Raw genomic sequence first — 23,247 nt, 5'->3', positions numbered from 1 at the left:
AATGAAACACATCACAAAGACGCGTCTGTCCGTGCTTGCCGGTGCGTTCGCCATTGCATTCGGCGCGCACGCAGCGGAAATCACCGTCGTCAACTTCGGCGGCGCCAATGGCGACGCGCAGAAGGCGGCCTTCAACAAGCCGTTCGAGGCGCAGACCGGCAACAAGGTCACCGTGGTCGAGTACAACGGCGAGCAGGCCAAGATCAAGGCCATGGTCGAAGCCAAGCACGTCAACTGGGACGTGGTGGAAGTGGAATCGGGTGACATCGGCCGCGGCTGCGATGAAGGCCTGTTCGAGAAGCTCGACTGGAGCAAGATCGCGAAGAAGAGCGATCTGATCCCCGAGTCGCCGAGCACCTGCGGCGTGGGCTTCTTCGTGTGGTCGACCGCGATGGCGTACAACGCCGACAAGCTCAAGACCGCCCCGACCGGCTGGGCCGATTTCTGGGACGTGAAGAAATTCCCGGGCAAGCGCGGCATGCGCAAGGGTGCACGCGGCAACCTCGAGTTCGCGCTGATGGCCGACGGCGTGCCCGTCAAGGACGTGTACAAGGTGCTGGCCACCAAGGACGGCCAGAACCGCGCGTTCAAGAAGCTCGACCAGCTCAAGCCGAACATCCAGTGGTGGGAAGCCGGTGCGCAGCCGCCGCAATTCCTGGTGGCGGGTGACGTGGTGATGTCCACCGCCTTCAACGGCCGCATCGACGCAGCCCAGCGCGAAGGCAAGAACCTGAAGGTGGTCTGGAACGGCAGCATCTACGACCTGGACTACTGGGCCATCCCCAAGGGCACGCCGAACAAGGCGCTGGCCGAGCAGTACATCGCCTACACGCTCTCGCAAAAGCCGCAGCAGGAGTACGCCAAGCACATCGCCTACGGCCCGGCCAACGTAGCGGCCATCAAGGCGCTCGACGCAAAGACGCAGGCGAACATGCCGAACTCCCCAGAGAACGCCAAGAACGCCGTGCTGCAGAACCTGCAGTTCTGGACCGACCACGGCGACGAGCTGGAACAGCGCTTCGCCTCGTGGGCATCGAAGTAACCGCATAGCGGTGTAACGCAGTGACCGCGCGGTGCCCTGCCGGCTTGGCAAGGCAACCGCGCGGACGAATTCCCGTAGCGATGGCGAGGCAGCATTGAACACCATGACGATCGCGGCTGAATCGGTTCCTGATTCGACGGCCAAACTCAAACGCGAATTGAAGAGCGCTGAGGCGCGCAGGCGTGCCATGGCCCTGGCGCTGGTGGCGCCGCTCGCCATCTTCCTGCTGCTGATCTTTGTCGTGCCGATCGGCGCCCTGCTCACGCGCGCCGTGCAGAACCCCGAGGTGGCCGACGCGCTGCCCAAGACGGTCATCGCCCTGAAGGACTGGGACCGCAAGAGCCCGCCGGCCGACGCCGCCTACGCCGCGCTCGCCGCAGACCTCACCATCGTGAGCGAAGGCGAAGCGATGGGCGCACTGGCCCGCCGCCTCAACACTGAAATCCCGGGCTTCCGCTCGCTGGTTGCCAAGACCGCGCGCGCCATGCCGCTGGCCGATGACCAGGGCAAGGCACTGACGCTCACGCCCGGCCAGACCCGCGCCAAGCTCCTCGAACTCGACGAGCGCTGGGGCGATGTCACCTACTGGCAGGCCATCGCCAAGAACAGCAGCCGCACGTCGCCGTTCTATCTGCTGGCCGCGCTGGACCACCGGCAAGATGCCTTCGGCCATATCGAAGCGACCGACCCCGACGAGCAGATCTACGTGACAGTGTTCATCCGCACCTTCGTCATCAGCGCGATGGTGACGCTGTTCGCCCTGCTGCTCGGCTATCCGCTCTCGTACTGGATTGCCTCACTGCCGGAGCGCCGCGCCAACCTCGTCATGGTGATGGTGCTGATCCCATTCTGGACGTCCATCCTCGTGCGCGTGGCGGCGTGGATCGTGCTGCTGCAGACCGAAGGCCTGATCAACCACGGGCTGATGGACCTCGGCATCATCAAGGAGCCGCTGGCGCTGCTGTTCAACCGCGTGGGCGTGTACATCTCGATGACGCACATCCTGCTGCCGTTCATGATCCTGCCGCTGTACAGCGTGATGAAGTCGATCCCGCCCACGTACCAGCGCGCGGCCGTGTCGCTGGGCAGCCATCCGTTTGCCGCGTTCTGGCGCGTGTATGTACCGCAGACGTATCCGGGCATCGGCGCCGGCGCGCTGCTGGTGTTCATCCTGGCGCTCGGCTACTACATCACCCCCGCGCTGCTGGGCGGGCCGAACGACCAGATGGTCAGCTACTACGTGGCCTACTTCACCAACGTCACGATCAACTGGGGCATGGCGTGCGCGCTGGGTGCGCTGCTATTGCTGGCAACGCTGGTGCTGTACGCCGTGTATGGACGCTTCACGCGGCCCAAGGTCCGCGTTGGTTGAACGGAGCCCATCGACAATGAAACTCGCCAAACCGATGTTCGCCCCGCACACCTCGCTCATCGAGCGCATCTGGTACTTCTCGCTGCGCGGCCTGGCCGTGCTGACGCTGCTGTACCTTGTGCTGCCGGTGCTGGTGATCGTGCCGCTGTCGTTCTCGTCGAGCACGTTCCTTTCGTATCCGATTCCGAGCTATTCGCTGCGCTGGTACCAGAACCTCGTCACGTCTGACGAATGGCGCATGGCGGCCAAGAACAGCTTCATCGTCGCCCCCGCCGCCACGATCGTCGCAACGGTGCTCGGCACGCTGGCCGCCATCGGGCTGAACAAGGCCGACTTCCGAGGCAAGGGCCTGCTGATGGCGGTGCTGGTGTCGCCGATGATCGTGCCCGTGGTGGTGGTCGGCGTGGGCATGTACCTGTTCTTCGCGCCGCTGGGCCTGGCCAATACGTATATCGGGCTGATCCTCGCGCATGCGGCGCTGGGCGTGCCGTTTGTGGTGACGACGGTGCTGGCGACGCTGCAGGGCTTCAATCACAACCTCGTGCGGGCGAGCCTGTCGCTGGGTGCCAACCCGGTCATGACGTTCTTCCGCATTACCCTGCCCGTCATCGCACCGGGCGTGATTTCCGGCGCGCTGTTTGCGTTTGCCACGTCGTTCGATGAGGTGGTGGTGACGCTCTTCCTGGCGGGAGCGGATCAGGTCACGCTGCCGCGCCAGATGTTCACGGGCATCCGCGAGAACATCTCGCCGACGATTGCAGCGCTGGCGACGATTCTGATTGTGTTCTCGACGGGGCTGCTGCTGACGTTTGAGTGGTTGCGGGGGCGGGCTGCGGCCAAGGCGGTGGCGTAAGGGTTTTTGGTTTTGGTTGTTTGGGCTTTTGGTTTGGATTGTTTCTTGTGGTCCATCCCTTGTTTCATCCCCTGCCGGGGCTGACTCACTTTCTTTGTCTTGCCAAAGAAAGTAAGCAAAGAAAGGCGCGCCCGATGCGGCGAACCCCTCCTTGAATTTATGTCGCAAGGAGGGGAAGGGAAAAAACTCGCTTCGCTCAGACAGTTTCCCTTCCTTTTTCCTCCTTGCAACAGAAATTCAAGGCGCCGCATAGGGCAGGAAAGTCAAAGGCCAAACCATCGATCACCCGTGCAGCAGGAACCACCAACACAACGCGAAGTAAAGCGAGCAACAACAGCAAAAATAAGTGCCATCTAGGCCAGCACACCGTCGGTGTGGCCGTTGACGTTCCTGCCCTTGATGGCGCCTTGGATTTCTGTAAGCGGGCGGAAAAAAGACGGGGAACTGTCTGAGCGCAGCGAGTTTTCCCCGTCTCCGCCCGGTTACAGAAATCCAAGGGGAAGTCGCCATCTCGGGCGCGCCTTTCTTTGCTTACTTTCTTTGGCAAGACAAAGAAAGTGAGTCGCCCCCGGCAGGGGGTGAAACAAGAGATGCGCCGCCGCGCCAAGCACCAAGCCGCCACGTTTCCAGTTCTGAACCCAACACACGGAGCTAATAACTCGACGCATGCCGTTCCCGAACCCCATGCATGGGGTCCAGAACTCCACGCATGAGGTTCAAAACCCGCCGCACGGGGTTCCGAACTCGACAAATGAGGTTCAGAACGCCGGCATATGAGGTTCAAAACGCCTCACATGAAGTTCTGAACCCCACCGAATGGCGTTCCGAACCCGATACATGAAGTCCAGAACCCCACAGTTGGCGTTCTGAACCCCATGCGCGCGGCTCTGCCCTGCTTACAGGAACATCCCGCCCGATGCCTCGATGCGCTGCGCATTGATCCACCGGTTGTCCGGCGACAGCAACGAGGCCACCACGCCGCCGATGTCGTCCGGCACACCAGCGCGCCCCAGCGCTGTATTGGATGCCACCATCGCATTGAGGCTCGCGTTGTCGCGCACGGCACCGCCGCCAAAGTCTGTCTCGATGGCGCCCGGCGCGACCACGTTCACGGCAATGCTGCGCGAGCCAAGTTCCTTCGCCAGATAGCGCGTCAGCACCTCCACGGCGCCCTTCATTGCCGCATACGCGCCGTAGCCCGGCAGCGCAAAGCGCGCCAGCCCCGACGAGATATTCACGATGCGCCCGCCGTCCGCCATGAGCGGCAGCAGGATCTGCGTGAGGAAGAACACGCCCTTGAAATGCACGTTCATCAGTTCGTCGAACTGGGCTTCGGTGGTTTCGGCCACGGCGGCATGCACGCCAACGCCGGCGTTGTTGACGAGGTAATCGAAGCGCTCGGCCTTCCACTGCGCCAGCACGCCGCGCACGGCCTCGGCAAAGGCGGGGAACGTGGCGATCTTGCCCGCGTCGAGTTGCAAGGCGGCGGCGCGGCGGCCCAGCGCAGTCAGTTCAGCGACAAGGGCGTCGGCTTCAGCGCGGTTGCTGCGGTAGGTGAAGATCACGTCGGTGCCGCGCTGCGCGAGCTTCTGCACCATGTTCTTGCCAAGGCCGCGGCTGCCGCCGGTGACGATGGCGATGGGGGTATGGGTCTGCGTCATGTTTGCTCTCCGGTTGTGTTTGGGATGGGTGTCGAACACCGTGAGAGCATGGTATTGGGCGACAAACAAAGAATAAATCTCGCTTATCCTATCGCTGTGTTTGCCCACAGATAACAATCAGCCCACCCCGCCATGTCCACCAACCGACTCGAAGCCATGCAGATCTTTGTGCGCGTGGCTGAACTTGCCAGCTTCACGCGTGCGGCCGAAGCCTTGAGCATTCCCAAGCCGGCCGCCTCGGTGGCGGTGCAGCAGCTGGAAACGATGCTCGGCACGCGCCTGCTGCACCGGACCACCCGCAAGGTGCAGCTCACGCAGGACGGCCAGACGTTCTACGAGCGCTGCCAGGACCTGCTAGCCGACATGGACGAGCTGCAGACGATGTTCCGCCAGAGCCCGCAAGCGCTGCGCGGCCGGTTGCGCGTTGACATGCCGGTGGGCGTCGCGCGCCGCATCGTCATCCCCGCCCTGCCCGCGCTGCTCGACGCGCATCCCGAGCTGGAAATCGAACTGTCCAGCACCGACCGCCGCGTGGACCCGGTACGCGAAGGCTTCGACTGCGTACTGCGCATCGGCACCCTCACCGACAGCAGCCTGATTGCGCGCCCGCTCGGCCAGTTGCATCAGGTCAACTGCGCGAGCCCCAGTTACATCGCGCGCTATGGCATGCCGAAAACGCTCGATGATCTCGACCACCATCGCGTCGTCCATTACGTGCAGACGCTGGGGACGAAGTCGCCGGGGTGGGAATACACGATCGATGGCCGCTCGGCCTTCCGGTCGATGAAAGGCGCGGTGACCGTCAGCTCGGCCGAGAGCTACGACGCTGCGTGCCGCGCGGGGCTGGGGATGATCCAGGCGCCGGTGTACGCGGGGCTGTCGTCGGCGATTGCGGACGGCACGCTCATCGACGTCATGCCTGATTTCCGGCCGCCGCCGATGCCGGTGTCGCTGGTGTATCCGAACCGGCGAAACCTGCCGGTTCGGGTGCAGGTCTTCATGAACTGGATGAGCGAGTTGCTGGGGCCGTATCTGGAACCGCTCGGCACGAATGCGTAGTCGCTCTGCCTTGCGGCCGGTGTAGTCTCACGGCTTGCCGCAGTCAGCAACCTCACCCCGACCCAGCCAATGAACGCTCTCCAACACTGTGCGATGTGCGCGTTGCTCGCTTGCAGCGTCGCCATCGCCTCGCCCGATGAAGATCGGCTCGGCAAGGCGCAAGGCTATCCGCTTGCCCCAAGCGCGGCACGCATCCACGAGGCGCAGTACATCGTGGGGGCCTTCAGCGGAATGGACCGCATCTCGCCGTCTTGCGACCTGGCGCCGGCCGACAAACCGGTGCAGCTCAAAACTTCAGAAAAGGAGGCGGATGTCCGGTATCGCTTCCGCAATCGCGAGTACACGCTGGCCGACTACATGGAGCATCAGCGCGCGACCGCTGTGCTGATCGTTCAGGACGGCGTGATCCTGGCCGAGCATTACGGCTACGACCGCACGCAAGACATGCGCATGCTGTCCAACTCGATGGCCAAGACGCTGGTTGCACTGGCCATCGGCAAGGCGCTGGAGGATGGAAGCCTGCACTCGCTGGATGACCGTGTGGACCAATACGTGCCGGAGCTGGCGGGCACGCTGTACGGTGGAACGCGCATCGTCGATCTGCTGCGCATGGCCTCCGGTGCGAAGTACGTCGAGGACTACACCCCGACCGACGACCGGGCGCGCTTTCTCAAGACGGCAGCGAAGCAAGGCGTGCTCGCGGCAGCGGCCCAGGTCAACGAGCGCGCCGACGCGCCGGGCACGCGTTTCAACTACGCGGGCGCGCAAACCGAAGTGTTGGCGCTGGTGCTGCAGGCGGCCACGCACCGCAGCCTGTGCGACTTCGTTGACGACAAGCTATGGAAGCCGATGGGGGCAGAAGCCAAGGCGACCTACCTCGTGCGCCAATCCGACGGATCGGCGTTTGCACAAGGCGGCTTCAATGCGACGGCGCGGGACTACGCGCGCCTCGGGTCCATGCTCGCCAACGATGGCGTGGTGCAAGGCCGCCAACTCGTGCCGCGTGAGTTCCTGCTCGACATGACCGACGCATCGCGCCAGCCTGATGCGTTTCGCCCGGGGCAGATGACGTATCACGGCAGCCGCTACTACGGGTACGGCTTCCAGGTGTGGCTCCTGCCGGGACAAGCGCGGCGGTTCGTGCTGCTCGGCATCCATGGACAGGCAATCTACGTGGACCCGCAATCCAGGCTCACGATGGTCCATCTTGCAGTGGGCCAGGACGCGGCCGGCGATGCGAGCGGCGCGCACCTGGGCGCTGAGCGGGAGGCGTTGTGGCGTGGTGTCGTCGAACAGTTTGGTCGATAGCGAGTGCGCTCAGAGCGCCGGCTTATCGCTGCGCTTTTTCAGATTGGCGCGCAGCGCATCGCTCATCGGCATGTCGAGGTTTGCCCCGGCCGGCGGGATGGGCGACTCGAACCACTTCTTGTACAGCGCGGTGAACTCGCCGGATTTCATCAGGCGTTTGATGGTGGCATCGACGAGCCGCTTGAAGACGGGGTCGTCCTTGCGGACCATGCAGGCATACGGCTCGACCTGCAGGGTTTCTGCCACGACTTCGAGCGCCGCCGGATTCGCGGAGTTGGCGCGCAGGCCATACAGCAGCACGTCGTCGAGCGCCAATGCCGATGCACGGCCAGTTTCGACCAGCTTCAGCCCGTCTGCATAGTCCTTGCCGGAGATGATCTGGACGTCGATGTTGTGGTCGACGGCAAATTTCTTCAGCACCTTTTCGTTCGTGCTGCCGGCTGTGCTGGCGACGGTCTTGCCGGCCAGGTCCGTGTAGTTCTTGATGCCCGAATCGCGCTTGGTCAGCAGGCGCGTTCCTGCGTAGAAGAAGTTGATTGAGAAAGCCACCTCCTTGCCGCGCGCGCTGGTGTTGGTGGTCGATCCGCATTCGAGGTCGTAGGTGCCGTTGACGAGCAACGGAATGCGGTTCGTGCCGGTGACGGGAATCGCGTCGACCTGCAAAGACGGCTTCTTCAACCGGGCGCGCACATCGTCGACGATGGCTTGAGTCAGATCGACGGAAAACCCGACCGCCTTGTTCGGGGCCAGCAAGTAGCTGAACGGAACCGCCGCTTCGCGATAACCCACCGTGATCTTGTCTGCCGCAGCGATCTTTTCCAGCGTCTGCGCGTGGATGCCCTGCGCAGTTACCGTTAGGCCCGCCACGACGAGCGTGGAAGCGAGTGTGCGTATCGTGTTCATGTGCGTCTCCGTGGATGCGTCCCGCGCTCTGTAGCTCGCTGACTCTGTTGGTTTGTGGCCGCTACAGCCCCTCTACGGAAATCTAGACGCCATGCCGTTCTTGCCGTTGATGCAAGTCAACATGCCCGACACGCCTGGCTCAGCGCGCAAAAGAAAAAACGCGCCGAGTTGCCCCGGCGCGTTGTTCGTCATCGCCTGAGCGTGCGCATCGGCACGCCCTGCTCCGTCAGAACTTGTGGTTGACCCGCACGTACGCGGACTGCGCAGACACGTGGCTCGTATTGATGGTGGCATCCACGCCCAAGGACACCGTGGTTGCCTTGGCTGCCTGGAGCGTGACGCTGGCCCCCGTCGTCAAGAACGAACGAGGCAGATCGGTGCCCGGGGCCGCGAACACGGTGCCATCCTGGCTCTGCACCTGGACGACGCGGCCGGCGTTCATCAGCTCGTGCGCATAGCCCAGGCGAAGCTGCACGTTGACCGGCCGCACCTCGCCGAAGGCCTTGTCGAGCGTGACGCCCACATACGGCTGGAAACTGCGCGCGCTGTCCGGGCCGACTTGCAGGTTCTGGCCGTTGGCACCGTTCTCGCCGAAGCCGCTGCCGCGCACATAGGCATAACGCAGCCCCACGTGCGGCGCGAGCCGAATGCCGCCCATCTCCATGGGCAAGCTGGCCTGCGTGGCGGCCGTGAATTCGTGCGCGAGATGGTCGCCTTCGGCCGTACCCACGCTGCCGAACGGCCGCTTCTGCGAGAAGAAATCAAGCCCGTAGCCGACGGTGGCCGACAGGTTGACGGCACCCGTCGGCTGCGCCCCGTAAAGCGCCACACGCAGCGTGTCGATGGCGCCCGATGCGCCGGTGGTGTCTTCGCCGAGCGTGGTGTGCGTGTAGCCGCCCGCAGCGCCCACGGTGGCTGCGCCCATGCGGCCCTCCGCTCCTGCGAGGAACCCGTAGGCATGCGTGAGGAAGCCCGGCGCGTTGCCTGTGCCGCCCACCTTCGTGCTGGAGCCGCTGGCCGTAGCCCATACGTTGTTGGAGCCGCCCAGCGCGTCTTGCGGCCCGGACACCCGGCCGAGCAGTGCGGCGTTAGCGCCCTGCGCCTGCAGCAGCGCCGTCGTGCCAAGCGCCGTGTAGATGGAAGTCTTCGTGGGTGCGACCACGGTCGGGCTGCCCGGGGTGCCGGGCGCGGTTGCTTCTGCGAGCAGCAGATCGACCGCATTCGTTCCGTAGTCCACCGAGGTCTGCAGCGTACCGAGGCTGGCGCCTGCCGTTGCCGTGCTGACGTTGGCGAAGCGGCCGGTCACGCCGCTGCCAGCGCTCAGCACGGTATAGCGACGAGCGGTATAGGTGCCCGGATCGAACACGATGGCAAGCGACCCGCCAAGCGCCGCAGCACCACCCACACGCAGTTGCGAGGCGTCCGTCGGGCTGACTTCGATGGAGAGCGTGCCGCCCGACGCTTGCGTGTAATTTCCGCCCACCGAGAGCGTGCCGATGGAGCCGCCCGGCGCGACCACCCCGCTGCTGCTGATATCGCCCGAAACCGTGCCGTGGCCGCGCAGCGTGCCCAGCGCGTTCACCAGGACATTGCCGCCCAGCACCGCACTGGCGTTTGCCGCGTCGCCAACCGCCAGGGTGCCCCCCGCTACCGTGGTCGACCCCGAGAAGCCGCTGCTGACACCGTTGAGCGTGAGCGTGCCCGTGCCCTGCTTGATCAACGACCCATTGCCGCTCAGGCTGCCGGTGAAGGTTTGGGACGAGTCGTCAGCCAGCGTCAGCGCACTGCCGTTCAGCACCACGCGGCTGCCGGCGACGCCGGAGAGATGCGTGACCGTCTGGTTGGCCCCTGCGGACAGATCGAGTGTCGAACTGGCTCCCGTGAGCGTGACGCTCGTAGCCGAAGCCAGGCGGCCGGCGCCCGTCAACGCCAGCGTGCCGGCGTTGATGGTCGTTGCCCCGCCATAGGTGTTCACGCCGGACAGCGTTTGCGTGCCGCCATCCAGCGTGAGGCCGCCCGTACCACCGATGGCGCCGCTGAACGTGCCGGAGGCATTCGCCAAGTTGAGCGTCCGGCTGCCCAGAGCCACCACGCCCGAGCCTGTCAGCGCGTTGATGGTGGCGCCGGAGGTCGTCCCGGAGATATCGAACGTGCCGTTGTTGACCACTCCCGAGGACGCCGCAATGCTGCCGGCGCCCGACAACGCGAGCGTGCCGGCGTTGATGGTGGTTGCGCCGGTAAAGCCGTTCGCGCCCGACAGCGTTTGCGTGCCACCGCTGACAGTGAGGCCGCCCGTACCGCCGATCGCGCCGCTGAATGTGCCGGTTGCATTGGCCAGCTTCAGCGTCTGGCCACCCAGCGCGACGGTGCCCGTACCTGTCAGGGTGTTGATGGTGGCGCCGGAGGTCGTCCCAGAAATATCAAACGTGCCGTTGTTGACCACCCCGCCGGAGGTCGCAATGCTGCCTGCACCCGACAGCGCGAGCGTGCCCGCGTTGATGGTGGTTGCGCCGGTAAAGACGTTTGTGCTCGACAGCGTTTGCGTGCCACCCGCCACAGTGAGCCCGCCTGCGCCGCCGATGACGCCGCTGAACGTGCCGGCTGCGTTGGCCAGCGTAAGGGTCTGGCCACCCAGGGCGACAGCGCCTGTGCCCGTCAATGCGTTGATGGTGGCGCCCGAAGTCGTCCCAGAGATATCGAAGGTGCCGTTGTTCACCACGCCGCTGGAGGCGGCAATGCTGCCGGCGCCCGACAACGCGAGCGTGCCGGCGTTGATGGTGGTACTGCCGGCATAGCCCGCCGTGCCCGAGATCGTCAGCGTGCCAGACCCTGCCTGCACCAGATTGCCCGTGCCGCTGATGGTGCCGGCGTACGTCATCGCATCGCCGCGGTTGAAGGCCAGTGTGCCGTTGTTGACGATATTGCCCGCCACCGAGCCCGTGGTGCCGCCGTTGCCGATCTGCAGCGTGCCGGTGGTGATGGTGGTCGCGCCCGTGTAGGTGTTGTCGCCCGTCAGCGTGATCGTTCGACTGCCGGTGACACCCACGCTGCCCGCACCCGATATGACGCCTGACACCACGAGGTTCGTCGTGGTCGAATCGAGCGTGACGCGGGACGTAGCGTCGCCCAGCGTGACGTTATTGGACAGCGAGAGCCCTGCACTGCCGGCCGTGATCTTGGCCGCCGCCCCCGCTGCCACATCGAGGTTGCCGACGATGTTGGAACCCGTAACGAGTTGCAGCGTGTTGTTCGTCCCGTTGAACTGGATGGCTGCCGCACGCGTCACGCCGTCGCTGAACAGCCCGCCGCTGATGGTGCCGCCATTGACGATGACCGCGCCATTGGCAATGACACCCACGCCCGCGGCACCGCCGTTGCCCGCACCGCCGGTAATCGTGCCGACGTTGGTGAGCACGTTGAACCCGGCAGCCAGATTGACGCCCGCGCCACTGGCACCAGCCGTGCTGCCGCCGCCACCGGCAGCGCCGCCTACACCGCCCACGATCGTCCCAATGTTGGTCACCTGAGTGCCGGAACCCAAGGTCAGCAGCCCATCGCCGCCGCCACCGCCGCCGCCCGGGTTTCCGCCGCCCCCTCCGTTACCGCCATTACCCCCGACCAGCGTGCCTTGGTTGTTCACGTCGGCAGCCGGCGTCACCATCACCAAGGCAGCGCCGCCACCGCCGCCACCGCCGCCGTTGGAGGCCGGCCCCGATGTGCCGGCACCGCCATTTCCGCCGGCGCCGCCCTGCACGGTCATCCCGTTGTTGACCGTGAGGCTGGTGCCCGTGGAGTACACGCCGGCGCCCCCGCCACCGGCGCCGCCAGCGAAATTGAATCCGTCGAACGCTTGGCCCGACCCGCCCTGTACGTTCGTATTGACCACCGCATCGCCAGCGAGCACCACTGCCGGCGCTCCGCCGGGGCCGTTTTGCCCAAATTCGTTCAGGGCCCCGGTGCCGCCGGTCCCGCCCGACGTTGCACCGCCAGGAATCTGCACCGTTGCGCCACCGTTGCCCAGGCCGGACGAACCGCCGCCACCGCCGTTGCCGCTGCCCCCATTGCCGCTGCGGTTCGGGATGCCGGCGCCGCCGGCCGCGCTGCAGTTCGCGATGGTGCTGGGCAAGCAGGTCGCGGCCCAGCCTGGGAGCGCCGCACCAGCCAGCCCAAGCGATACGCTGATTGAAACGATGGATGCTCGCCGCCGCGCATGGGTCGTGTCGTTGCCAGCGTCAACGCCCCCGTGCGACGCCTTTGTACATTCGGACACCACTTGCGGAGCACGCAAGCTGCGGCTCCAGACCAGCCGATAGACCCGGTTCATGTCGATCCCCTCGTTGTATTGACCCATGGGTCGGGCGCTGATCGTTGAGAGGCAGGACCGTGGCGCGGGTGACCCGTTTTTTTGTGTTGTCGTTCTCTGGCGCGCCGGCTGCGGGTATTGCGTTTTCGGCTCATAGGCCCGGGCGCATGCGCGCGAAATATAACACTTGCCTAGGAAATATTGCCCGGGCTGTCGGTCAGGGTTGCTTTACGGCTGGGGGCTTGTCGCATCAACGGAGGGCGAAAAAAAAAACGCACCGAGTCGCCCCGGCGCGTTTTTCATTTTGCTGCGCAGCGGACTGCTTACGCCATCCACTTCCGAGCGTTGCGGAACATCCGCATCCACGGGCTGCTGCCGTCGCCAGCGGCTTCCCACTCCTTCGGATGCCAGCTCATCTGCACGGCGCGGAACACGCGTTCCGGATGCGGCATCAGGGCGGTGAAACGGCCGTCATGCGTCGTCACCGAAGCAATGCCCTGCGGCGAGCCGTTCGGGTTCAGCGGGTACGTCTGCGTGACTTCGCCGCGGTTATCGACGTAGCGCAGGCCAACGGCGACCTTGCCGATGTCGCCTTGCTGCGAGAAGTCGGCATAACCCTCGCCGTGCGCGACGACGATGGGGATGCGGCTGCCTTCCATGCCCGCGTAGAAAATCGACGGGGATGCTTCGACCTGCACGGTCACCAGGCGGCCTTCGTACTGCTCCGACTGGTTGCGCGTGAACTTCGGCCATGCGCCGGCACCCGGGATGATCGGGGCGAGGTTCGCCATCATCTGGCAGCCGTTGCACACACCCAGCGCGATCGAATCGGCGCGGTTGAAGAAGGCCGCGAACTGCTCGGCGAGCATGCTGTTGAAGAGGATCGTCTTCGCCCAGCCTTCGCCCGCGCCAAGCACATCGCCGTAGCTGAAACCGCCGCAGGCGACGAAGCCCTTGAAGCTGGCGAGGTTCGTGCGGCCGGCCAGCAGGTCGCTCATGTGGACGTCGTAGGTGTCGAAGCCGGCCTTGTCCATCGCGTAGGCCATTTCGATCTGCGAGTTCACGCCCTGCTCACGCAGGATCGCCATGCGCGGGCGGGCGCCCGTGGCGATGAACGGCGCGGCCACGTCTTCCGCAATATCAAACGTGAGCTTGGGCGAGATGCCCGGGTCTTCGGCGTCGAGGATGCGGTCGTATTCGCTCTGCGTGCACTCGGGGTTGTCGCGCAGGCTGGCGATGCGCCAGGAGACGTCCGTCCAGGTGCGTTGCAGCTCGATGCGCGACGCGCTGAACACCTTCTTGGCGTCGCGCCAGATTTCGATGTGGTCGTTGGCGTTGGGGGCGCCGATCACGTGGCTGCAGCCGGCCAGGCCGTGCTCGCGCAGCACCGCGAACACAGCGTCGCGCTGGGCCAGCGGTACCTGGATGACAGCACCGAGTTCTTCGGAGAACAGCGCACGCAAGGTGAGGTCCGCGCGGCGGCCGGAGACTTGCTGCGCCCAGTTCTTGGCGTCGCCGTAGTCGGATTCATGCGTGCCGTCGAGCGTGAGCATGTCGACGTTGATCGACACGCCGCAGTGTCCGGCGAAGGCCATTTCGCAGACGGTCGCCCACAGGCCGCCGTCGGAGCGGTCGTGATACGCCAGCAGCGAGCCGCTTGCGTTCAATTGCTGGATGGCGGCGAAGAAGCGCTTGAGGTCTTCGGCGTCGTCCACGTCGGGCACGCTGTTGCCGATCTGCTCGGTGACTTGCGCCAGGATGCTGCCGCCCATACGGTTCTTGCCGCGGCCCAAGTCGATCAGGATCAGCGTGGTGTCGGCCGGCGCGTTGGCCGATTCGACTTGCTTGAGCTGCGGCGTGAGCGTCTTGCGCACGTCCGTCACCGGGGCAAACGCCGAGACGATCAGCGACACCGGCGCAACCACTTCCTTCGCTGCGCCTTCGTCTTCCCACTTGGTGCGCATCGACAGCGAATCCTTGCCCACCGGAATGCTGATGCCCAGTGCCGGGCACAGCTCCATGCCGACCGCCTTGACGGTGTCGTACAGGCGGGCGTCTTCACCGTTCACGCCGCAGGCGGCCATCCAGTTGGCCGACAGCTTGAGTTGCGTGAGCGAATCGATCGGCGCGGCGGCGATGTTGGTGATGGACTCGCCGATGGCCATGCGGCCCGATGCAGGCGCGTTGATGACGGCCAACGGCGTGCGCTCGCCCATCGTCATCGCCTCGCCGGCGTAGCCCTTGTAGTCGAGCGTGGTGACGGCCACGTCGGCCACCGGCACCTGCCACGGGCCGACCATCTGGTCGCGCGTGTTCAGGCCGCCAACGGTGCGGTCGCCAATCGTGATGAGGAATGACTTGCTGGCAACGGTCGGATGACGCAGCACGTCGCGTGCGACAACTTCCAGGTCCAAGCCGGTGACATCGACTTCCGGCAGCTCCTGCGCGACGCGGCGCACGTCACGGTGCATGCGCGGCGGCTTGCCGAGCAGCACGTCCATCGGCATGTTGACCGGGAAGTGCTCGGCGACGTCAGGTGCGGTGTCGCTGTCAACGACTTGCAGCTGCTGCTCATCCGTGGCGAAACCGACCACCGAGAACGGCGCGCGCTCGCGCTCGCACATGGCCTGGAAGCGCGGGAAATCGCCGGGGGCAATCGCCAGCGTGTAGCGCTCTTGCGATTCGTTGCACCAGATTTCAGCCGGGCTCAGGCCGGACTCTTCCAGATGCACCTGGCGCAGGTCGAAGCGCGCGCCCTTCTCGGCGCCGTCGACGATTTCCGGGAAGGCGTTGGAGATGCCGCCCGCGCCCACGTCGTGGATCGACAGGATCGGGTTGTCTTCGCCCAGTGCCCAGCACGCGTTAATGACTTCCTGCGCCCGGCGCTGCATTTCCGGGTTGCCGCGCTGGACGGAATCGAAATCCAGGTCAGCGGTATTGGTGCCGGTGGCCATCGAGCTGGCCGCGCCGCCGCCCATGCCGATGCGCATGCCGGGGCCGCCCAGTTGAATCAGCAGCGTGCCGGCCGGCAGGCCGTGCTTGTGCGTGTGGCCAGCATCGATGTTGCCGATGCCGCCGGCAATCATGATCGGCTTGTGATAGCCGCGCACGGTGCCGCCGACGTTCTGCTCGTAGACGCGGAAGTAGCCGCCCAGGTTGGGCCGGCCAAATTCGTTGTTGAACGCGGCGCCGCCGATCGGGCCTTCGATCATGATCTGCAGCGGCGAGGCGATGCGGTCAGGCTTGCCGACGGGGCCCGGTGCGGCTTCATCCGGGTTGCGGTGTGCCACGGGCTGCGCGGTATCGCGGGCGTTTTCCCACGACTGCACGGCTTCCGGCAGCAGCAGGTTCGACACGGTAAAGCCCGTCAAGCCGGCCTTGGGCTTGGCGCCGCGGCCGGTTGCACCTTCGTCGCGGATTTCACCGCCCGCCCCCGTCGACGCGCCCGGGAACGGCGAGATGGCCGTCGGGTGATTGTGCGTCTCCACCTTCATCAGCGTGTGCGTGAGGGCTTCGCGGGGGCCGTATTGCGGCACGCCCGTCTCGCCTTCCGTGCCTGCGTGCGCGAACCAGCGCTCGGCCATGCCGCCTTCCATCACGGCGGCGTTGTCCGAATACGCGACGATCGTGCCCTGCGGCGCGAGCTGGTGGGTGTTGCGGATCATCGCGAAGAGCGACTTGTCCTGCGTCTCGCCGTCGATGGTCCAGTCGGCGTTGAAGATCTTGTGGCGGCAGTGCTCGCTGTTGGCCTGCGCGAACATCATCAGCTCGACGTCGGTCGGGTTGCGTTCGAGCTTGCGGTAGGCGTCGACCAGGTAGTCGATTTCATCATCGGACAGGGCCAGGCCCATCTCGACGTTGGCGGCTTCCAAGGCACGACGACCAGCATCCTGGCCACCGGCGATATCGACAAAGCGCAATGCCTTGGCGGGCAACACGTCGAACAGGCCGTAGCCGGCTTCGCGCGAGTCGATGACCGTCTCGGTCATGCGGTCGTGCAGGTGCTCGGCCACGGCGGCCCGGGTGGCGTCGTCCAGATGCTTGGCAGTGCCGGTCAGGCTGCGGATGAGGCCCTTTTTGCACGTGACGGTAAATTCCACGCCGCGCTCGATGCGATGGATTTGCGGCAGTGCGCAGTGGCGGGCGATTTCCGTCGCCTTGCTGGCCCACGGCGAGATCGTGCCAAAGCGCGGAATGACCACGAAGCGGTCGCCCTCGACATCGGCAGGGGCGGGCGACCCGTAGGTCAGCAGCGCTTGCACACGTGCGGATTCATCGGCCGACAGCGGCGTGTCGGCGGCCACGAAATGCAGGTATTGGGCACTGACGGCATCGATATCGGGATCGATGCGCTTGAGGGTGGAAAGCAGGCGTTGCTGACGGAAGGCGGACAGCGCGAGAGCGCCGGGAAAGCACGAGAAATGCGCCATGGTGGGCAAGGCAGGCAGTAGCTGGAAGGAGGAGTTCCCGGCGTGCGCGGGGAAACCGCTATTGTACCTTGCCCTGCCCTCGTTACCGACCCTCAAATCGGGCGAAAATGGCGCCGCCTCGGCTGCAACCGGCTGCAAACGCCCGTTTTACAGCGACGTGGCGGACCGTGCTGCCTGCTCGTACAGGCCCGTCAGCACCCGCAGCAGGCGCGCCAGCTCGCCAATCTCAGCATTTTCCTCGCCGCTGGGCGAAATATTGCTGGTCAGGCACTGCTCGCGGATCTCTCGGTACCGGGCGCAGGCCTTTTCGCCGGCTTCGGTGGTGGTGTAGGTGACTTCCTTGCCGTTGCGGGTGCCCTCCACCAGGTCCATCCCCTGCAGTTTCTTGAGGGAATACGTCACAAGGTGGGTGTCTTCCACGTTCAGCACGAAGCAGATGTCAGCCAGGCGCTTGGCGCGGCCGCGGTGGTTGACGTGGTGCACCACCAGCACATCAAGGAAGGTCAGGTCGCGCACGCCGGCGGCGGCCATGCAGCGCACGCACCAGCGGTTGTAGGCGTTGTAGGCGGTGTTGAGCGCAAACTCGAACTCCGACAACTCTGGGCTGCGTGCCGACACCAGGTGTGACGAAGACACGATCGGCCCGCCCTTCCCTGCATCCTCATTGGCTGCGGATTGCGGCAGATCAGCTTTCGGGGTGGTCGGCGATTTGGACATTGCAACGGGCAGGGAAAGGACCGGAAACGCGGGCTATTGTAAGAGAATAGATCGTCATGTCTGCATGGATAAAAGCGTAGTTACCATGTCCTCACACCCCACCTGGCGCGAAATCCTGATCGACGGTGCCCTGGCCGCACACACCGGCGCGGACCTGCTCTTCGGAACCGCCGGCATCCGCGCACTGGAAGCGGCGGCTTACCGATCCCTCGAACCTTTCACTCTGATGGCGCGCGCTGGCGAGGCCGCCGCCGATTGGCTACAGACGCGTGCGCCACATGGGCACGTGCTGCTCGTTGCCGGCCCAGGCAACAACGGCGGCGACGCGCTCGTTGCGGCGACGGTGCTGCATCTGGCTGGGCGCGCCGTCACGGTGTGGCTTGCCGCAGATCCGGCCAAGCTGCCGGACGACGCGCGCCGCGCCTGGACGGAGGCTTGTGCGGCCAATGTCCCCATCGAACGCCTGCACGCGACGGCTTCGGTGCCGGCTGCCACCTCAGCCATCGTCGACGGCCTCTTTGGTATTGGGCTCGCGCGGCCGCTGAGGGGATTGCATGCGGCGCTGGTCGACACCATCAACGCCAGCGGCTTGCCGGTATACGCACTGGACATCCCCTCGGGGTTGAACGGTGATACGGGCCAGCCACCTGCCCCGGATTCGCCCGTTATCCAGGCGCGCGCCACCATCACCTTTCTGGCGGTCAAGCCAGGCTTGCTGACGGGGGATGGCCGCGACGCGACCGGGGACATCGCGCTGGCCGACCTGCAAGCCGCGCAGGCCGCTTATGACGGCGTGATTGAAGCGGAGGCGTTCGTCAACACGCCGTCACGCTGGCTCGCGCACGTGCCGCGCCGGCGGCATGCCGGGCACAAAGGCACGTACGGCACTGTGGCAATCGTGGGCGGTGCGGCCGGCATGGTCGGAGCGCCCTTGCTGTCGGCGCGCGGCGCGCTCTATCTTGGCGCAGGCAAGGTGAACGTGGTCTCGCTTGCTGCCGATGCGCCACGGGTCGACCCAGCGCAACCTGAATTGATGCTGCGTACCTGGGGCGCACTCGATCTGGGTGGCATGCAGGCGCTGGCTGTGGGCCCCGGCATGGGCACCGGCAAGGAGTCAGAAGCCGCACTCGACCATCTGCTGGACCGCATGCTCTCTGCGCGCACGCCGGCCGTCTTCGATGCCGATGCACTCAACCTCTTTGCGAAAACGCCGGCCATGCTCACGCGCCTCACGCAATTGGCCGGAAGCGGTGTCCCGCTGGTGCTGACGCCGCATCCGCTGGAAGCTGCGCGCCTGTTGCATACCGATGCACACGCCGTGCAACACGATCGGCTGGCCGCCGCCAAGGCGCTCGTCAATCGGACAGGTGCGGTAGTCGTGCTCAAGGGCTCCGGCACGCTCATCGCTGCACCAGGCATCTCGCCGGCCATCAATCCAACCGGCAACGGCGGGCTCGCAACGGGTGGTACGGGCGATGTGCTGACCGGCATGATCGGTGCATTGCTTGCGCAAGGCATGGGTGCGCGCGAAGCCGCACTCGCGGCTGTGTGGCTGCATGGCCGGGCCGCCGACGATCTTGTCCAAGCGGGCGTCGGCCCCATCGGCCTGCACGCCAGCGAGCTATGCGCACCGGCACGACGTGCGCTCAACGCCCTGCTGGCGTCGGACGTTCGCCGATAGAAAGCCGTCATACAGCGCCGTTATACTGCGCATTCGTTTTCCCGCCACAACTTCACGTCATATCCCGCCCGTATGCCCACAGCCCTACCCGCCTGGCAGTCCCTGACGCAACATGCTGAATCGATTCGCGCGACGCATATGCGCAACTGGTTTGCCGCGCCGGACGCCGAGGAACGGGTACGCGCCTTCACGCTTGAAGCGGCAGGTCTGACGGTCGACTACTCGAAAAATCGCATCACCCCTGAGACGCTCGCCCTGCTGCTGCAACTGGCCGACGAGGCTGGCGTGCTCACGCTGCGCGATGCCATGCTGCACGGCGACCGGATCAACAACACCGAGCACCGCTCCGTCCTCCACATGGCCCTGCGCGGGCAAGAGGAAGACGGCTATCGCGCAGACGGCGAGCCCGTCATGCCCGAAGTGCTGCGCGTGCGGGCCCAGATGCACGACTTCGCCAACCGCGTGCATAGCGGCGCGTGGACGGGCCATTCCGGCCAGCGCATCACGGACATCGTCAATATCGGCATCGGCGGTTCGGACCTCGGCCCCCGCATGGTGTGCCGCGCGCTCGACCACCTTGCCGTGCCGCAGGTGCGTGTGCATTTCGTCTCCAATGTCGACGGCACGGACTTGGCCGAAACGCTCGACCATCTGAATCCGGATACCACGCTCGCCATCGTCTGTTCGAAGACGTTCACCACACTCGAAACGATGGCCAACGCGCATAGCATGCGCCGGTGGTTCATCGAACATGGCGTGGCGGAAAGCCAGCTCAAGCAGCACTTTGTCGCCGTGTCCACCAACCGCGAGGCCGTCGTGCAGTTCGGCATCGACCCGGACAACATGTTCACGTTCTGGGATTGGGTTGGCGGGCGGTTCTCGCTGTGGTCGGCAGTGGGCCTGTCGATCGTGCTGGCGATCGGGCCGCAGCAGTTTGAAGCGATGCTCCACGGCGCGCGTGCGATGGACCGGCACTTTGCCACCGCCGCGCCGCGCGAGAACCTGCCGCTCATTCTCGGGATGCTGTCGGTCTGGTATCGCGGCTTCTTCGACGCGCCGAGCGCCTGCACCGTGCCCTACTGCGCGCCGCTTGAGCTGCTGACAGACTTCATGCAACAGCTGGAGATGGAGAGCAACGGCAAATCCGTCCAGCGTACCGGCGCAGCCATCGATACCGACACCGGCCCCATCGTCTGGGGCACGGCTGGCACCAATGGACAGCATGCGTATTTCCAGTTGATCCACCAGGGCTCGCAGATCGTGCCGGTGGATTTCATCACCACGCTGGAGCCCGTGCGCAGCCTGCCCGGACACCACGCCAAACTGCTCGCCAATTGCTTCGCGCAGGGCGAGGCACTGCTGCTCGGCCGCACCGCCGATGAAGTCCGCGCGGGCGGCGTCACCGACGAAGCACTCGTGCCGCACATGGTGTTCGAAGGCAATCGACCGAGCACGACCATCCTCATGGAACGGCTCGATGCTGCGTCACTCGGCGCGTTGATCGCCTGCGCCGAGCACCGCACCTTCGTGCAGGGCGCGGTGTGGAACATCAACTCGTTCGATCAGTGGGGCGTGGAGCTTGGCAAGAAGCTCGCCAAGCCGATCCAGGCGGAGCTGGAAGGCGCGCCCGCCTCCGTGGCGCATGACGCATCGACGGCGGCGTTGATCCGCCGCGCCAAAGCTGCACTCTGACGCAAACGTTCAGAGTTCGGTGACGGTCTCGTCGCCGACAAGATGCCCGGCTTCGATGGTGAGAATGCGGCTGCAACGTGCCGCGACGGAGCGGTCGTGCGTCACCAGCACCAGCGTGGAGCCGGCACTGCGGTTGAGTTCGAACATCAGCGCGATCACGGCCTCGCCCGTGGCGGTGTCGAGACTGCCCGTCGGTTCATCGGCGAAGAGAATGTCGGGCTCGGTCACGAACGCGCGTGCTAGGGCCACGCGCTGCTGCTCGCCACCGGACAGCGTCTTCGGATAGTGCGACAGCCGTGCCCCGAGGCCAACGCGCTCCAGCAGAACGGTGGCGCGACGGCGCATTTCGGCGGTGCCGACATCGCCACGCAACTCCAACGGCAGCATCACGTTCTCGAGTGCCGTCAGGTGGGGCAGCAGTTGAAAGGATTGGAAGACAAAGCCCACGTGGCTGCCGCGCACGCCCGCACGGCCATCCTCATCCAACTTGAACAGGTCGTTGCCCAGCAGCTTGACCGAACCCGACGTCGGCAAGTCCAGGCCTGCGAGCAACCCAAGCAGCGTCGATTTGCCCGAACCGGAAGCGCCAACAATCGCCAATGTCTCACCCCTTTCCACACGGAAGGCAACATCGCTCAGAATAGGCAACTCACCGGTGGCATCGCGCACAGTCTTGTGCAGCGAATCGACTTCAATCACCCAGGTAGCGGAAGACGACATGATTGGACTGGTAGGTAGGAGAAGACGCAGCGTGAAGTCACTTGTAGCAGCGCTTGGCTGCGCAGTGTTCGGCATGCTGCCACTCGCGCAGACGGCTGCAGCACAAGGCGCGCCGGCATCGCATCGCGTGGTGGTGCTGGGCGACAGCCTGTCGGCGGGATACGGCCTTGCGCAAGGCACAGGCTGGGTCGCGTTGCTCGACAAGCGCCTCAAAGAACGGAAGCCCGATTATAGCGTCGCCAATGCAAGCATCAGCGGCGACACCACGGCAGGCGGCCGCTCGCGCCTGCCTGCCGTGCTGGCACGCGAAAAGCCCTCTGTCGTGATTCTCGAACTAGGCGGCAACGATGCACTGCGCGGTCTCTCGCTCGCCTCCAGCGAGGGCAATATGAAGGCAATGATCGAAGCCTCGCAAGCAGCAGGCGCGAAGGTGCTGCTGGTGGGCATGAGCATTCCGCCCAACTACGGCCCGGATTACAGCGAGCGCTTCTTCGCCATGTTCGGCAAGCTGGCGCAGCAGTACAAGCTACCGCTGGTGCCGTTCCTGCTCGAAGGCGTTGCGCAACGGCCCGACTGGTTCCAGGAAGACCGCATCCACCCCATTGCCGCAGCGCAGCCGACGATGCTCGATAACGTGTGGCCCAAACTGGAACCTCTTCTCAAGGTCCGGGTCCGAAGATGACGGTTTTGCCGCGCCGTCTTGCGCCATCAGGTACATCGGATTCTTAAGCGGAGCGCGCGGCCTCATCTCACACGGGCGGGCACCATGAAGCTTCTGGCAAACGGGCTGCGAGCAGCGCGCGACAACAAGCGGTTCCTGGTTGGCATGTCGTTGCTCTTTGCCTTCCGTGCCTGCATTGCAGACTGGGCCGTCGTGCCCAGCGGTTCAATGAACCCCACCCTCATCGAGGGCGACTACATCCTGATGAACCGGTTGGCTTATGGGGTGCGCGTACCGGCCACCACCGTCTGGCTCAAACGCGGCAGCGAGCCTCAACGTGGTGATGTCGTTGTCTTTTCCTCGCCCGAAGATGGTACGAAGCTCGTCAAGCGGCTGATTGGTCTACCTGGCGATGTCGTTGAAATGCGCGGCGAAGCGCTCTACATCAATCACCAGCGCACGGCCTATGCTCCGCTGCCAGACGTCGCACCCGGTACGTTGCTGCAGGCAACAGCAACGCTGCCGCACGAACTCTGGTCCGAAGCGCTACCCGACCGAGAGCACACCGTGATGGTGTTGCCGGAGGTGCGTGCCCTGCGCAGTTTCGGTCCCATCACCGTCCCGCAAGACCACTACCTCATGCTGGGCGACAACCGCGACAACAGCCGAGACTCGCGTTATTTCGGCCTCGTACCGCGCAAGAACCTGATCGCCCGCGCTTCCCACGTGGCACTCTCATTCTATCCGGACCACTGGTACATGCCGCGCCTCGGACGCATCGGCAAGCCGCTGGACTAGTCGCTCCCAAAGAAAGTACGCAAAGAAAAAGCCCCCTCGATGTTGAG

Annotated in this window: 15 protein-coding genes; 9 read left to right on the top strand and 6 right to left on the bottom strand. The window is 65.1% G+C overall.

The window, feature by feature from the left end; genetic code table 11:
* Position 1: 1 nt before the first annotated feature.
* From ACU8YE_RS06610 to ACU8YE_RS06600, 3 genes are all read left to right on the top strand, one after another.
* Positions 2 to 1,042: an ABC transporter substrate-binding protein gene (locus tag ACU8YE_RS06610; protein ID WP_012435582.1), complete on the top strand. Its 1,041-nt coding sequence runs from the start codon at positions 2 to 4 to the stop codon at positions 1,040 to 1,042.
* Between the two features lie 103 nt (positions 1,043 to 1,145).
* Positions 1,146 to 2,414, top strand: a complete 1,269-nt coding sequence (locus ACU8YE_RS06605; RefSeq protein ID WP_316656449.1) for an ABC transporter permease — start codon at positions 1,146 to 1,148, stop codon at positions 2,412 to 2,414.
* 16 nt (positions 2,415 to 2,430) lie between these two features.
* Positions 2,431 to 3,267 (top strand): ABC transporter permease, encoded by an 837-nt coding sequence (locus tag ACU8YE_RS06600; protein WP_024975612.1) that lies wholly within the window; start codon positions 2,431 to 2,433, stop codon positions 3,265 to 3,267.
* Between the two features lie 896 nt (positions 3,268 to 4,163).
* Here the strand turns inward: ACU8YE_RS06600 and ACU8YE_RS06595 are convergent.
* On the bottom strand, positions 4,164 to 4,928 hold the full coding sequence (locus ACU8YE_RS06595; RefSeq protein WP_446928362.1) for an SDR family NAD(P)-dependent oxidoreductase: 765 nt from the start codon (positions 4,926 to 4,928) through the stop codon (positions 4,164 to 4,166).
* 132 nt (positions 4,929 to 5,060) lie between these two features.
* Here ACU8YE_RS06595 and ACU8YE_RS06590 point away from each other — a divergent pair, with 132 nt between their 5' ends.
* Entirely contained in the window at positions 5,061 to 5,987 is a 927-nt protein-coding gene (locus tag ACU8YE_RS06590) for a LysR family transcriptional regulator (RefSeq protein ID WP_316871243.1), read from the top strand.
* Positions 5,988 to 6,056: 69 nt separating this feature from the next.
* Positions 6,057 to 7,295, top strand: coding sequence for a serine hydrolase domain-containing protein (locus ACU8YE_RS06585; protein WP_446928361.1), 1,239 nt, complete (start codon positions 6,057 to 6,059; stop codon positions 7,293 to 7,295).
* Positions 7,296 to 7,304: 9 nt separating this feature from the next.
* Here ACU8YE_RS06585 and ACU8YE_RS06580 read toward each other — a convergent pair whose 3' ends face one another.
* The 4 genes from ACU8YE_RS06580 to ACU8YE_RS06565 form a co-directional block, all read right to left on the bottom strand.
* Positions 7,305 to 8,198, bottom strand: coding sequence for a transporter substrate-binding domain-containing protein (locus ACU8YE_RS06580; protein WP_260802425.1), 894 nt, complete (start codon positions 8,196 to 8,198; stop codon positions 7,305 to 7,307).
* Positions 8,199 to 8,424: 226 nt separating this feature from the next.
* Positions 8,425 to 12,522, bottom strand: coding sequence for an autotransporter domain-containing protein (locus tag ACU8YE_RS06575; protein WP_446928360.1), 4,098 nt, complete (start codon positions 12,520 to 12,522; stop codon positions 8,425 to 8,427).
* A gap of 302 nt (positions 12,523 to 12,824) precedes the next feature.
* Positions 12,825 to 16,931 carry a phosphoribosylformylglycinamidine synthase gene (purL, locus tag ACU8YE_RS06570; protein ID WP_446928359.1) on the bottom strand — a complete coding sequence of 1,369 codons (4,107 nt, stop codon included), beginning with the start codon at positions 16,929 to 16,931 and terminating at the stop codon, positions 12,825 to 12,827.
* Between the two features lie 147 nt (positions 16,932 to 17,078).
* On the bottom strand, positions 17,079 to 17,648 hold the full coding sequence (locus ACU8YE_RS06565; protein ID WP_004626997.1) for a winged helix DNA-binding protein: 570 nt from the start codon (positions 17,646 to 17,648) through the stop codon (positions 17,079 to 17,081).
* Between the two features lie 85 nt (positions 17,649 to 17,733).
* Here ACU8YE_RS06565 and ACU8YE_RS06560 point away from each other — a divergent pair, with 85 nt between their 5' ends.
* Both ACU8YE_RS06560 and pgi read left to right on the top strand, forming a co-directional pair.
* Positions 17,734 to 19,329: an NAD(P)H-hydrate dehydratase gene (locus ACU8YE_RS06560; protein WP_440476580.1), complete on the top strand. Its 1,596-nt coding sequence runs from the start codon at positions 17,734 to 17,736 to the stop codon at positions 19,327 to 19,329.
* A 72-nt stretch (positions 19,330 to 19,401) separates the two neighbouring features.
* Positions 19,402 to 21,021, top strand: coding sequence for a glucose-6-phosphate isomerase (pgi, locus tag ACU8YE_RS06555; protein ID WP_446928358.1), 1,620 nt, complete (start codon positions 19,402 to 19,404; stop codon positions 21,019 to 21,021).
* A gap of 9 nt (positions 21,022 to 21,030) precedes the next feature.
* On the opposite strand, the gene ACU8YE_RS06550 is transcribed toward pgi, so the two are convergent.
* On the bottom strand, positions 21,031 to 21,741 hold the full coding sequence (locus ACU8YE_RS06550) for an ABC transporter ATP-binding protein (RefSeq protein WP_260802420.1): 711 nt from the start codon (positions 21,739 to 21,741) through the stop codon (positions 21,031 to 21,033).
* A gap of 73 nt (positions 21,742 to 21,814) precedes the next feature.
* Here ACU8YE_RS06550 and ACU8YE_RS06545 point away from each other — a divergent pair, with 73 nt between their 5' ends.
* Both ACU8YE_RS06545 and lepB read left to right on the top strand, forming a co-directional pair.
* Entirely contained in the window at positions 21,815 to 22,423 is a 609-nt protein-coding gene (locus ACU8YE_RS06545; protein ID WP_446928461.1) for an arylesterase, read from the top strand.
* Positions 22,424 to 22,507: 84 nt separating this feature from the next.
* The gene (gene lepB / locus ACU8YE_RS06540; protein ID WP_446928357.1) at positions 22,508 to 23,200 is read left to right on the top strand and encodes a signal peptidase I; all 693 of its coding nucleotides are present in this window, start codon (positions 22,508 to 22,510) and stop codon (positions 23,198 to 23,200) included.
* Positions 23,201 to 23,247: the final 47 nt, after the last annotated feature.

The sequence above is a fragment of the Ralstonia sp. VS2407 genome (assembly GCF_052950655.1).
Note: the sequence above shows the minus strand (reverse complement) of the source record. Positions and strands in the feature narration are given on the sequence as shown.

Coding starts and splice junctions, on each gene's coding strand:
- ACU8YE_RS06610 (WP_012435582.1), top strand. CDS start 2: ATGAAACACATCACAAAGACGCGTCTGTCCGTGCTTGCCGGTGCGTTC.
- ACU8YE_RS06550 (WP_260802420.1), bottom strand. CDS start 21,741: ATGTCGTCTTCCGCTACCTGGGTGATTGAAGTCGATTCGCTGCACAAG.
- ACU8YE_RS06560 (WP_440476580.1), top strand. CDS start 17,734: ATGTCCTCACACCCCACCTGGCGCGAAATCCTGATCGACGGTGCCCTG.
- ACU8YE_RS06545 (WP_446928461.1), top strand. CDS start 21,815: ATGCTGCCACTCGCGCAGACGGCTGCAGCACAAGGCGCGCCGGCATCG.
- ACU8YE_RS06580 (WP_260802425.1), bottom strand. CDS start 8,198: ATGAACACGATACGCACACTCGCTTCCACGCTCGTCGTGGCGGGCCTA.
- pgi (WP_446928358.1), top strand. CDS start 19,402: ATGCCCACAGCCCTACCCGCCTGGCAGTCCCTGACGCAACATGCTGAA.
- ACU8YE_RS06600 (WP_024975612.1), top strand. CDS start 2,431: ATGAAACTCGCCAAACCGATGTTCGCCCCGCACACCTCGCTCATCGAG.
- ACU8YE_RS06585 (WP_446928361.1), top strand. CDS start 6,057: ATGAACGCTCTCCAACACTGTGCGATGTGCGCGTTGCTCGCTTGCAGC.
- ACU8YE_RS06595 (WP_446928362.1), bottom strand. CDS start 4,928: ATGACGCAGACCCATACCCCCATCGCCATCGTCACCGGCGGCAGCCGC.
- ACU8YE_RS06565 (WP_004626997.1), bottom strand. CDS start 17,648: ATGTCCAAATCGCCGACCACCCCGAAAGCTGATCTGCCGCAATCCGCA.
- purL (WP_446928359.1), bottom strand. CDS start 16,931: ATGGCGCATTTCTCGTGCTTTCCCGGCGCTCTCGCGCTGTCCGCCTTC.
- lepB (WP_446928357.1), top strand. CDS start 22,508: ATGAAGCTTCTGGCAAACGGGCTGCGAGCAGCGCGCGACAACAAGCGG.
- ACU8YE_RS06590 (WP_316871243.1), top strand. CDS start 5,061: ATGTCCACCAACCGACTCGAAGCCATGCAGATCTTTGTGCGCGTGGCT.
- ACU8YE_RS06605 (WP_316656449.1), top strand. CDS start 1,146: ATGACGATCGCGGCTGAATCGGTTCCTGATTCGACGGCCAAACTCAAA.
- ACU8YE_RS06575 (WP_446928360.1), bottom strand. CDS start 12,522: ATGAACCGGGTCTATCGGCTGGTCTGGAGCCGCAGCTTGCGTGCTCCG.